Origin of the sequence: Cecembia lonarensis LW9 (assembly GCF_000298295.1) — a bacterium.
Taxonomy (GTDB): domain Bacteria; phylum Bacteroidota; class Bacteroidia; order Cytophagales; family Cyclobacteriaceae; genus Cecembia; species Cecembia lonarensis.
Window position 1 is genome coordinate 1 of sequence record NZ_AMGM01000101.1, and the last position, 12544, is coordinate 12544.

Annotated in this window: 7 protein-coding genes; 2 read left to right on the top strand and 5 right to left on the bottom strand. The window is 44.9% G+C overall.

Features of this window, described 5'->3' with window-relative positions; genetic code table 11:
* The coding region (locus B879_RS18410; protein WP_157231707.1) for a hypothetical protein at positions 1-249 on the top strand (249 nt) is incomplete at its 5' end.
* Between the two features lie 6 nt (positions 250-255).
* Here B879_RS18410 and B879_RS18415 read toward each other — a convergent pair.
* Both B879_RS18415 and B879_RS21940 read right to left on the bottom strand, forming a co-directional pair.
* Positions 256-1572, bottom strand: coding sequence for a DEAD/DEAH box helicase (locus B879_RS18415; RefSeq protein ID WP_009186725.1), 1317 nt, complete (start codon positions 1570-1572; stop codon positions 256-258).
* Positions 1573-2936: 1364 nt separating this feature from the next.
* Entirely contained in the window at positions 2937-4220 is a 1284-nt protein-coding gene (locus tag B879_RS21940) for a hypothetical protein (RefSeq protein ID WP_009186726.1), read from the bottom strand.
* Between the two features lie 123 nt (positions 4221-4343).
* On the opposite strand from B879_RS21940, the gene B879_RS18430 reads away from it, so the two are divergent.
* Positions 4344-5822, top strand: a complete 1479-nt coding sequence (locus B879_RS18430) for a M20/M25/M40 family metallo-hydrolase (protein WP_009186727.1) — start codon at positions 4344-4346, stop codon at positions 5820-5822.
* 1431 nt (positions 5823-7253) lie between these two features.
* On the opposite strand, the gene B879_RS18435 is transcribed toward B879_RS18430, so the two are convergent.
* The 3 genes from B879_RS18435 to B879_RS18445 form a co-directional block, all read right to left on the bottom strand.
* Positions 7254-10487 carry a S41 family peptidase gene (locus B879_RS18435; protein ID WP_009186729.1) on the bottom strand — a complete coding sequence of 1078 codons (3234 nt, stop codon included), beginning with the start codon at positions 10485-10487 and terminating at the stop codon, positions 7254-7256.
* Between the two features lie 74 nt (positions 10488-10561).
* Positions 10562-10981 carry a peptide-methionine (R)-S-oxide reductase MsrB gene (gene msrB / locus B879_RS18440; RefSeq protein WP_009186730.1) on the bottom strand — a complete coding sequence of 140 codons (420 nt, stop codon included), beginning with the start codon at positions 10979-10981 and terminating at the stop codon, positions 10562-10564.
* A 651-nt stretch (positions 10982-11632) separates the two neighbouring features.
* Positions 11633-12544 (bottom strand): penicillin acylase family protein (locus B879_RS18445; protein WP_040401147.1); only part of this gene is annotated, 912 nt, incomplete at its 5' end.

Below are 12544 nucleotides of genomic sequence, written 5' to 3' on the forward strand. Positions count from 1 at the left end.
TTGCGTTCATGGCGGAAAAAAATCATTGAATTTTCCCTTGCGCCCATTGCGGTTAAAAAAATTAAAAACCACAACTTATCCCGCATGTGGGATAGCCAAAGTAGAACACATAACAACGCTTCGCTTTTGAAAAAAACCGCCATGTGCGCCAAGGTTTCGCTAAGAAAAAAAGATCGCAAAGGCAGCCAAGAATGGCTGCAAAGTCCACCATTGCGCCTCTTTCCCTTGCGTTCATGGCGGTTAAAATAATCCCCCTCAATTCGCCTCGGCCACTTTCACTTTGGACTTTTTTAGCTTTTCCCCATTGAGTTTTTTGACTAAGCCGGGGGCTAGGCTACGCTTTACCGCTACATAACTGGCAAAATCCATGATGGTGATCAAACCGATGTCCTCATTGCTGGCTTTTCCGATTTTTATCAGGAAACCCACAATATCTCCCTTGCTGATTTTATCTTTCTTGCCGGCACTGAGGTAAAGTAAAGCAAACCCTGTCGGCTTGGAAGCTATAGTTTCCTCAATTTCCACCTCCTCCAGGCTGTTTTCATCCAGGTATTCCGGAAATTCCTCCTCATCCGACAGGACCAAATAACCCTGACCGGAAGCATGCATTCTAGCTGTCCTTCCATTTCTGTGGATAAAAGCGTCTTCTTTGGGAGGCAACTGATAGTGCACAATATGTTTGATTTCCGGTATATCCAACCCCCTGGAGGCCAGGTCAGTGGCAATCAGTAAATTGACTACCCCGCTTCTGAATTTGATGAGGTTCTTTTCCCGGTCCAACTGCTCCATGCCACCATGTAATACCGCATGCTCATAGCCATGATCGCCCAAAAGCAGGCTGATGCGGTCTACCGCTTCCCGGTGGTTGCAGAATACAATACAGGCCTCCCCCTGAAAATGGGAGATCAGGCGCATCAGGTTCTGGGTTTTCTCTTTGCTGCTGGTGGGAAGGAATTTCAGTTCCAGTTTGGAATCCTTTTGTTGCTTCAGAAAATCCACCACTGGCGGATTGTCAAAAGGAATAAATTCAGGCAAGCGCCCCATCTTGGTGGCCGAGGTCAGGAAATGGTTTTGTACCGCTTTCAGTTTTCGGAAGATGTCCCTCAATTGGTCGTGAAAGCCGAGTTGGAGGGATTTGTCAAACTCATCCAATACCAGCATTTTGATCGCTGAGGTATCGAGAGATCCTTGGTTGACATGGTCTGAGAGGCGGCCGGGGGTTCCGATCACCAGTTCGGGTAACTCACCCAAACTGTTTTTCTCCAGTTTCATGGAATGCCCCCCATAGCAGGTACTGACCCGATAACCTGTTTTCAGGGATTTGAAAACCTGCTCGATCTGTATGGCGAGTTCTCTTGAAGGAACGATGATGAGTGCCTGTGTACTTCTGGAGGTGGGATCCAGGTTTTTGAACAAACGAAACAAAAAGGCCAGGGTTTTACCGGAACCTGTTGGTGCCAGCAGCATGAGGTTGGGATTATTTTCTGCTGCTTTTATAAATGCCTGCTGCATCTCATTGAATGCATGTATTTCCAGGTTGCTTAAAAACTGTTGTTCCAAATCTTTATCCATTTTGCTAAAATAGTTGAAATAAAGTTGAAATACTGCTGACGCGAAATATTGTAGAAATGGTAAGAGAGATATTGGTAGATGTTTTTTTATTTAAATGTAAAATGCAGAATGAAGAGTGATGAATGAAGAATGGATTGGAGCTTTAAGGGTAGGAAAATAAGAGCCAAGGCAAAAGTAAAAAGGCAAAAGTGAGGAAATTCATTGCATGCAATCCCCTGAAAAAACGCAAGCGAAATCGCCGCCGTTATGTATCGGACACTTTCTATAGAACGCAGATACTTCGACTTTGCTCAGTACAAGTACTTCGACTTCGCTCAGTACAAGTGACGCGCCCACCTACCGGAGGGCAGGGATTGGGCTGATTATCGCGGATAAAAAGCTTCGCTTTTTGGAATTAACCACAGATGAATACTGATTAACACTCCTGCAAGATGCAGGCTGGGATAAAAGCTTTGCTTTTTTATTAGCCACGGATGAACACTGATTAACACTAATAAAAGCTTGGCTTTTAGGGATTAAACCGCTCCTTCCTTCGGAAGGCATGGATGAATGAGGATGAACACCTATAAAAAGCTGCGCTTTTTGGATAGCAAAAGCAGGTGGTAAGATTTCAAAGGCTTTGCGTTTTCTTAGCGAAGCACCTGGCGTTCATTGCGGAAAAACTCTTCGCTTTTGGAAAAAACCGCAATGGGCGCCAAGATTTCGCTAAGAAAATAAAGCTTCAAATTATCAATAGAAAAATTTTTGAAAGTAATTTTTACCCTTTTAGTGTAAACGAGGGTAAAAAATCAATAAATTTACCCTTGTTCATTTCTCAAGTGTAATCTTTACCCTCGTTCCCAAGTATGTTCAATCGGAAAAAACCATATAACGACCTTCCTTAAATTCTTCCGGTTTGATGCTTGTGATGAATCTCCATTGGGTAAATCAAATCAACGGCATCATGGAAAACAGGATTAGCGCTAAGCTTTCAAATTTTCCACGAATTCCGAGCTATACATTTTTTCTAGCCCTTCTTTAATGAGATTTCTTTTATGTAAAAGAAAAAGGCTGAAGGCCTTACATGTGATAGCCCGGGGTTAGGAACGACACCCCGGGTAAAAAATGCCCACCACGTTCCCGGAGGCGGCGCTGGAATCGCCTGAAAAAATGCAATCGAAATCGCCGCCGATATGCAACGGACACTTTCTATAGAACGCGGATACTTCGACTTCGCTCAGTACAAGTGACGCGCCCACCTACCGGAGGGCAGGGATTGGGCTGATTATCACGGATAAAAGCTTCGCTTTTTTGAATTAACCACAGATTGACGCATATACTTCGACTTCGCTCAGTACAAGAAACACTGGGATCAAGCCTTACTTTTACTCTTTCTTCGTTTTCGCCATCTCATTGATATGGTTCACAATTTTTTCTTCTTCCTCCAAAATGCTGATTAAAGACTTTCCGTAATATTCTTCTAAAATCTTCCTTTTGTATTCTCCATATACCAATAAAACCTCCAAATGCAGACTGGTGAAAAGGCTTTTGTCATTCATTTGGAATTCCCGTATAAAATCATAGTAGACTTCAGCCTTGTCAAAATCTTTCCTTTTTATCAACAGTTGACACATGACTGTATAAAACAGGCAAACCTCAAATTCTGTCAGCCCACTTTCAGCAAAAGGAAGGTCCCTGACATCCAATGCACCCTCCAAAAGTTCTTCCACTTCCGCTAATTTACCCATATCTATTAACTTCAACATGGCAAAGAGTTTGGAGGTGGCTTGATCAGGAAAAGCTTTCAATTGGTTTTGAACTACCCTTAAGGCATTGACTTCATCTCCTTTTTGGGTAAAAATATTGGATAGCAGGTCATAAAGCTGCGGGATGCGTTTGCCTTGGAGAATGTCAGTCTCAATTTTTTCCTGTAAGGAATCAAGTTCTGCAGGATCAAAGGTTTCCTGATCGACTATCTTTTCATATGCTTCCAGGTAGGGAAGGAAATTCTCCATATCTCTTACCGAATTCTCGACTTCTTCATCATCTAAAGATTTGAATTCCACTGCCTCATCTGCATCCAATCTTTTCTCAAAAAAGTCGGGGTCTCTCGGTTCCTCACCAAAAGTCAAATGATACACCATGTCCACTATGTTCAGCGTTGTCATGCTGCTTTGATGGAGGAAATTGAAATCCTCATCCACCTCATCATCCATCTCCTCTTCATATCCAAAAGGGATATCTATCATGGGTATGTCTTCTGTGTCCGCTTCAAGGACATACTGTGTCCATATAAATTCTTTATCCTTTTTTTGCCCCATTTCCTCGGCAAATTCCAATCCACCGTAAATGATGTTGTGGACCAAAACATAGTCTGCCTCGATAAATTCCATCCCATAATCACTAAATACCTCATCTATAAAATGTTCTGGTTCATTGACCCGGGCAAAGGAATCTTTCAGCCCTTTTTCTAGTAAATCAACAATGTAGGAACCGAAGGTAAGGTTTCCATTACTATGTTTTCTGCTGATAAAAATATGTGCCACCCCCTCTTCTTCCCAATCTTCGTTGATCCAGCATTTATATATGGGTAAGTTTCGTCCTCTTTCTTTTAAATAGGATTTTGGAGAGAATTTTTGCGGCTGTATTTTTTTATTTTTTTTGCTCATAGGAAAGTATATTTGAGGAATTGATCAGACAATTTCTAAATTTCACATTTGGAAATCAAAGCATAACCAACATTTAAATTAGCTATTCCTTTTTTTATACAAATTCTTAAAAAACCCTCAAAGATGACCAGATATTTTACGCTGCTATTTTGCGTTTTTTTTACCGCAATTTCCCCTCTTTTCGCCCAGGAAAACCTACAGCAAAGGCTGGAAAGGCATGTCCAAATATTGGCCTCGGATTCCCTGGAGGGCAGGGGACTGGGAACAGAAGGCCGGGAAAAAGCCATCCGCTATATTGAAAATGAAATGAGGGAAATGGGTCTACAGCCTTTTCAGGGAGACTCTTATATCCATCACTTTGATTTCAAGGTGGGCTTGGTCAATCTGCAAGGCAAAAATGTGGTGGGTTTGATTCCCGGGACAGATCCCAAACTTAAAGAAGAGTATATCGTCATTGGGGCCCATTTTGATCACTTGGGTTACAATATGGCTGCTGATGGAACCAAGACCATTTTCCCGGGTGCGGATGACAATGCCTCCGGTGTGGCAGGCATATTGGAAATGGCCAGGTTGATTTTGGCGTCCGACGAGCAACCCAAACGCAGTTTGGTTTTTATAGCTTTTGATGCGGAGGAAAGCGGGCTGATCGGCGCGGAGTATTTTGTGAATGCGGAGAAACCTTTCCCCAATGAAGCCATCAAGGCCATGTTCAGCCTGGACATGATCGGGATGCTGAGCACCGTCAATACCCTGGAATTGAAAGGATGGCGGACTTTGGCGGATGCCGAAGAACTCCTGGATTTGGCACAGGACAGGAACCCGATTCCCCTCAAAGGGACAGCCCCATTGATTGAAAGGAGAACAGATACCTGGCCTTTTGGAACCATCGGAATACCATCCATTTATGTCAATACAGGTTTGAAATCCCCTTACCATCAACCCGGAGATAAAGCAGATTTGCTGGATTATGAGGGCATGGCCAAGATCACCAGGTTTTTGACGGGATTAACACTGGAAATGGCCAATGCGGAAACCTTGGAGCCTGCCAGGAATTTTAATGCCAAGGTTGCCGTCTATGGGAAGCCGCTGAAGTTTGGTGCTCAATTTGGGATTGGGAGTTCGCGTAATATCAATGAGACTTCTTCTTATCGTGAATTTGGTTTAGGGGCCATAGAAGCAGGTTTATACAGCAGGTTGAGGATAAGCCGCACTTTTGAGTTGGCGGTGAGTACGCTCTATGACCTAAACGGGAGTTTGATTGAAGGAGAAAGATTCAGGAGGCATTCCATTACCGTTCCTGCGCTTATCCGTGCGAACTCTTTTACTTCAGAAGATGGCTTATTCAGAATGTTTAGTGGAGTTGGTCCTTATTTCAGGCAGCATGTCCGGCAGCGTTTGTCGGAAGGTGCGCAGGAAAGTTTGGGTCCTTTGGTTGAGTTGTCTGATCAAGAGTGGGGCATTAGTTTACAGTTTGGCTTTCAGGTTTCCAGGATTACGGTGACCACAGAATGGCGTTCTGCGGTGACGCAGCCATTTAAGCTTCCCGGGGATACGGAAATTTATAACAGGAATTTCAGGGTGGGGATTGGGTATGAGTTTTAGGGAAAAGGCGGATTTCGAAGGTCGGATTTCGGAAGTGTTGAAACATTAAGGAGTTGAGGGTTTTAATGAAGAATTTAGAGTGAGGAATGAAGAAGCTTTGAAGGTTGAAGAACTTGTTTCTTGTGCCGGAAGATTTTTTGAATTACACAGAGTTGCACAGAGAAGGCACTGAGGTACACGGAGAGAATAATTATTAAGGGAATTAGGGGGTAATTATCCACTGATGAAAACCAATAAACACAGATTAGGTGGTTTAGGGGATTTCTTTTGGGAAAAATTTGAGTTATTTTGGGTATTTTTCTCACTCATTCAGAAAATCCCGGAGGGATTGAATCCCTTAAAGGGCATTTGCCCCGGGTGAAACCCGGTGGTAAGGAATGATTACAGCTATTGGAAATTCCAACCCTAAAGGGGTTGAATTTAGTAACTAAAAACAGGGATAGAATAGAACCCTGCTAAGGCAATTACTGCGGATTTCCAATCCGTAAATGGCTGTCCACTCCTGCCTGCTGCAGGTAGGAATTACACAGATTTTCACAAATCTCCTGCTTTGACCGTGAGTAGGGGGCTTGAAGGCCATTCCCAGATTAAACCCTACATGATAAATAGAATTAGCGCTAAGCTTTCAAATTTTCACGAATTCCGAGCTATGCATATTTTCTTGACCCTTTTTTGATAAGATTTGTTTTATGTAAAAGAGCTAGGCCTTACATGTGTACATGTGACAGACTTGGGAAAATAAAGAATGCCGAGTGATGAATGAAGAATGGATTGGAGCTTTGATGATTGGGGGATCTGTGTTTGAGGAGAAAGAATTTTTTGGATTACACAGAGATGCACAGAGTAGACACAGAGATACGCGGAGGTAGAATCAAGGGAAAAGTCGGATTTCGGAAGGCGGATTTCGGAAGTGTTGAAACATTAAGGTGTTAAGGTTTTTAAGGATTTCATTAAGGGTCTGTGCTTCTCGGAATTTGCAATTTCGTAATGTGATACCACGGATTTTCAATCCGCAAATGGCTGTCCACTAATTCGAAGAAATTTTCAAAGTAACGTTAAGAAATGATCCCTTTTGATCATTTTAGGGAGGTGCCAGGGTTCAGGGCAGGTATAAGGAGAAAAGGGAAAGGTTCAGGAGTTCAGTGTTAACGGTTAGCTGTTAACAGATTCAGCTTGTTCCTAAGTATTTCGGAGGGTTCAGGGTTACCTTACAAGATTCGTAAAACCATGAACATGTGAACGTTTGAACAAAAAAGGGTTAACGTTTAACTGTTAACGGTTAACAATTATTCATTTGAAGAATTGGGATTAGAAAAAAGACCTTCAGGGTTTTGGAAACCCCAAAGGTCTTTTTTTGAAATGGTAAATCAATAGTTTAACCCGAATTATGCATTTGGCCTCGTAATTGAAGTTCTAATGCATATTTCGGGTTTAATCCTTTGGTCTGAAGTAGCGGATAGGGGCTTTGGGCTCGGGCTTGAGCTCTACACCTTCAGTCTCTAATAGCTTCAAGGCTTCCTGAACGGCCCTTTCCAACTGTGGATCCCTACCCTCGATCACATCTTTTGGTGTCTGCTCCACAGGAATATCCGGCTTCACACCAACACCCTCAACAGCCCATTCTCCATCCACATCAAAGAACCCTCCTCTTGGGGCCACCATTCTGCCCCCGTCAATAAAAGGCGGCGTATCCCAAGTGCCTACCAGGCCGCCCCAGGTCTGTGTACCGATCAAAGGACCTATCTCCATCTTGCTGAATAGGTAGGGAAGCAGGTCTCCTCCGGAACCGGCCCTTTCATTGATCAACATCACCTTTGGACCCCAGATGCCGGACATAGGGGTGGTAAATGGCCTGCGGTCATTGGCACGGCTGTTGAAATAGCCATGCAGTTCCCTGGCCATGATGTCCACCATATAGTCGGCAGCCGAACCACCGCCATTGTTTCGCTCATCAATCACCGCTCCCTTTTTATCCTGTTGGGCAAAATAATAGCGGTTGAAGTAGGTATAGCCGCCCTGTCCGGTGTTGGGCACATAGACATAGGCCAGTTTACCTTCTGACAGGGCATCTACCTTGCGGCGGTTGCCCTCCACCCAGTCCATCATGCGCAACTGTCCCTCATTGGCCACAGGCACTACCGTGATCAAACGGGCATTGGCCCCGGAAGCCTGATCGCTCACCCGCAACCTGATTTGTTTGCCGGCGGTATTTTCGAAATATTGGTAGAAGTTCTCTTGGTTGTCCAAAGTCAGGCCATTTACTTCCAATATGTAATCACCTTCTTTGACATCCACACCGGGAACTGACAATGGCGCCTGCAAAGAAGGATTCCAATTTTCGCCGTTATAGATCTTTTTGATGCGGTATTTTCCGTTTTCAATGGCGATATCCGCCCCCAACAAACCGATGTCTACGGTTTTTACAGCAGGGAAATCTCCGCCGGAGGTATAGCTATGGCCCACAGCCACTTCACCTCCCAGGATGTCAATGATGTAATTCATATCAGAGCGGTGCTTGACATGGGATACCCAAGGTTTGTACCACTCATAGATTTCGTCCCAAGGGGCGCCGTGTACATTGTCCACATAAAGGAAATCCCGCTGATACCTCCATCCCTCCCGGTAAATCTGCTCCCATTCTTCTTTCGGGGTGATTTTTATTTTGAAACCCGAAAGGGCCTTCAGGGCGCCATCTCCTGCTTTTTTAGGGCCTCCTGTGGTCTCCACTATACCCCAGCTGCCATTGGCCTGGTAAAGTAGGGACTTACGGTCAAAGGAGACGGTCGCCGTATTGACTCCTGTTAAATAGGCTTCAGATTTTCTCTCCTTGAAATTGTAACGGTGCATAGTCTGCCCAGACTGATTAGGAATGTTTTCCAGGTAGAAAACATGGTTTTCAGGACCTGCCATCAGGGCTGTATAATTCCTGTCCGGAATATCCACAGCAACGATGCGTTGGGCCAGGCCATCTTCATCTATGGTGACGGTAACGCTTTTGTCATTGTCCTTTTTATCTCCATTGTCCTTTTTGGGCAATTCTTCATCACTTTCCGGGAGGAGGGGAGATTTTCCTGTTTTGCTCAATACGGCCACATAAAGGTTTCTGGTCACCGGTCTGTCATAGCTGCTCATGTCCAGCCAACCTGTATTCAGTCCAAAATTGGTAGAGGCCAGAAAATACAGGTACGCTCCATTTTGGTCCCAAACGGGAGTGATGGCATCGGCCATGCCGTCCGTAATCTGGATTTTCTTGCCTGTTTCCACATGGTAAGTAAATATGGCCTTGAACTGATTGTCCAATAAGCGGGCATAGGCCACCCACTTGCTGTCCGGGGACCAAATAGGGTTGAGGCTCCTGTTGGGATGGGCAAAGCGGTCGGTATCGGCTATTTTAGAGGTACCTGTGGCTACATTGACTATCCAAAGGTTATAATCTGTATCCGTAAAGGCAATGTGCTTGCCATCTGGAGACCAATCCGGCTTGAAGAAGAAGGTGTTTTTAGGCAAGGTGATGGTTCTCGCTGGCTTTAACCCTTCTTGGTCTCCGATCATCAATTGGTATTCTCCACTGGCATCAGAAAACCAGGCGATCTGCTGTCCATCAGGAGACCAAACCGGCGCTCTTTCTGCCACACGGGAAGTATTGGTGAGGTTTCTGGCATCGCCTTTTTCCTTAGGGACTGTAATGATTTCTCCTCTGTATTCAAATAGCGCCCTTTGTCCGGTAGGAGAGAGGGATGCGTTATGCAAACCCCTTTGGTTGACCTCATTCCACCTTTCCCTCGCCCAATGGAAATCACCCTTGATATGGATTTCCAGTTGTTGGGTCTGACCAGTGGCCGGGTTCAACAAGTGCAGGTAACCGCCCTGTTCATAGACAATCTCGGTTCCATTCGAGTCCAGGTTTTTCACATCAAAATCCTTGTGAAAGGTTTCCTGTTTCAGGTCTCCAGTAGCAGGGTCATAGGACCAGATGTTATTGGCAAAATCCCTTTCTGAAAGGAAAAACACCCTATTTCCATGCCAAATGGGCTGGGTATGTCTTTCCATATCTGTTTGTGGCGTCATTTTCAGTTCGAAGGTTTCCAGGTCCACCACCCAAATGGGTTTGGCCTGTCCTCCTCTGTAATTTCTCCATTCCGGATCCCAAAAAGCAATCTGTTGGTAAGCAATGTGCTTCCCATCATCAGAAATCCTGCCGTTAACCGCCCTGGGGATGGGAAGCGCCTCTTCCATCCCTCCAGTAACAGGAATGCGGAAGAATTTAGATTCTTTGGTAGGGACATTTTCCCTGGCAGAGGTGAAGAGTACATATTTGCCATCCGGAGTCCAACCGGTTACCAGGTCGGCACCGGGATGCCAGGTCAACCTTTTGGGTTCGCCCCCCTCAACAGGAATCACATAGACATCTGTATTTCCGTCATATTGGGCGGTGAAAGCAATGTGTTTGCCATCTGGGGAGAAGTGTGGCAGATTTTCCGCACCTTCATTGGAAGTGAGACGGATGGCATCTCCTCCGTTTTTGGAAACTCTCCAGAGGTCATTGGCATGGACAAAGACAATGTAGTCTTTGCTGATGGCAGGTTCTCTTAACAACATGCTTCCCTGGGCAAAGAGGCCTTCAAGAAGCAAAAAGCTAAGTCCTAAGAAAAGTAATTTTCTCATACGTTATATTGGGTTGATTTAATGTAATGCAAGTTAACTTAAAGAGGCGATGATTTTTGGCCGTTGGTATAAACTTACTCCTCTTTTTTGAAACCCATACTAACTGAATTGATACAGTAGCGGATGCCGCCCCGGGCTTTGGGGCCATCGGGGAATCTGTGTCCCAGGTGGCCGCCGCAATTGGCGCAGAGGATTTCTTCCCGGATCATAAAGTGGGAATAATCCATCTGTACCACGATGGCATCGGGGCTTACCGGTTCGGTGAAGGAAGGCCAACCGCAACCGCTGTCATATTTGGCAGAAGAGTGAAAAATTTCGTTGCCACAGGCCTTGCACTCGTAAATTCCTGTGTCTTTGTTGAGGTAATATTGACCGGTAAAAGGCCTTTCCGTTCCTTTTTCCCTGAGCACATGATAGCTGATAGGGTCCAGTTCCTCTTGCCATTCGGATTCAGGTTTTTGGATGGGGAAGGTTGGGGTTGGTTTCTTTTTCATGACTTGTCAGTTTGGCTAATGTTATTTCAGTAATTGAGATTGGTTGTAGTGGTTGTCGGGTTGTCTTTGTTGTCAGGTTTTTGCTGTTGTTTTAATGGTTCCGCTACGGACAGGCTTAGTGGTTTTACCAAGTCGGACAGGTGTAGTGGATGTAGTTGTTGTAACTGTTGTCAGGTTGTCGTTGTTTTAGTGGTTGTGATAGTTGTTGGGTTCTCAGGTTATTGTTGTTAATTACCAAAACAGATTATAAGGAAACATCACCTTTGGATTTTAAAATTTGGCATTTATAGAAAGGCAATGACAGAAATGTACGTCACCCTGACGAAGGAAGGGTCTCCCAAAATATGGGGGATCCTTCATCCTTCCCGCAATACTGCGGGACAGGCAGTTCCTCGGATTCAGGATGACGGTGGGGAATGTCATTAACCTTTCTGTACTTTTTCCAAAATTTTAAAATCTCAGAATGACGCGGAAAACAAGATGTTATCCTCACTCAGACAACCCGACAACTCGACAACCAAATTAACTAATCACTCTCCACTTATCACTCATCACTCATCACTCACCACTCTCCACTCTCCACTCTCCACTCATCACTTTTCCTTAACCCCAATGAACAATTGAAACTTCTAACCAATCTATATTTCTACTTCAATTGAATAAAAGCTTCCCCTTCGCTGCGTTCTTAATCATGGATTCGTTCATCATCATAGGGCGGTATTGGCCTTTGGCGTACATTTCTGCCTGATCGGCATACCAAGGGCTGAAGATATTCCCGCTCTGACCTGTTGGCAGGACGGATTCAGCGGCTTCTACATTGGCAAAGTCAATGATGATGCGCATGGCAGGACCGGAATTCACCCGATGAATCCCATCAGGATTGAGTGTAAAAGGCAGTTTGTTGACCGATTCTTCATTGGCAGTCACAGGAGGAGCTTTGACATTAAAGATCCTGTCCAATGGTTTTTTGGCACCCAGGGGATGGGGATGCTCCAGCACCACTGTTTTCTGCCATTCCCATTTTTGGCTGTCATTGCCCAGCTGGTCCTTCAACTCTTCCAGTGATTTTTTCAAGGCAGTTTCAACGATTTCTTTTTTTGTCTCTTTTCCAGGGGTATTTACATTGTTCCACCAAGGAGAATCTGCGGTTTGGATCAATTTTGGTACACTGCGGATATACAAAAAGGTCTTGATAAAGTTCTGGAAATCCTCTTCACCCAATTCATCGGCCATCATCCCGTGCAGGGTATGGTAGAGCCATTTGTAGTAAAGGGTAGGAGCAATGGCATCCAGGTCATGGCTGCCGTTCCAGTTTTCCAAAGCCGCCCTGACCGGTTCATAATTTCTGAAAAGTCCTGGGTCTACCACAGCCATCATGCTTCTGGCACTGATGGGGTGGTTTTCATTGATCGCTTCGAGTTGCAGGTCCTTGATGCTTTCCTGGGTCCAGTCATTTCTGGCAGTCACCGTTTTGGCAATACGATCCCAACGGTCGCCAGGATAGTAGTAACCGGGGAAGAAGGTGCCATTGCTTAAGGTATCAGGCTGGTTGTTGGCCGAAGC

Excerpts from the sequence above, each read along its gene's own strand:
- B879_RS18415 (WP_009186725.1), bottom strand. The coding sequence starts at position 1,572 with ATGGATAAAGATTTGGAACAACAGTTTTTAAGCAACCTGGAAATACAT.
- B879_RS21940 (WP_009186726.1), bottom strand. The coding sequence starts at position 4,220 with ATGAGCAAAAAAAATAAAAAAATACAGCCGCAAAAATTCTCTCCAAAA.
- B879_RS18430 (WP_009186727.1), top strand. The coding sequence starts at position 4,344 with ATGACCAGATATTTTACGCTGCTATTTTGCGTTTTTTTTACCGCAATT.
- B879_RS18435 (WP_009186729.1), bottom strand. The coding sequence starts at position 10,487 with ATGAGAAAATTACTTTTCTTAGGACTTAGCTTTTTGCTTCTTGAAGGC.
- msrB (WP_009186730.1), bottom strand. The coding sequence starts at position 10,981 with ATGAAAAAGAAACCAACCCCAACCTTCCCCATCCAAAAACCTGAATCC.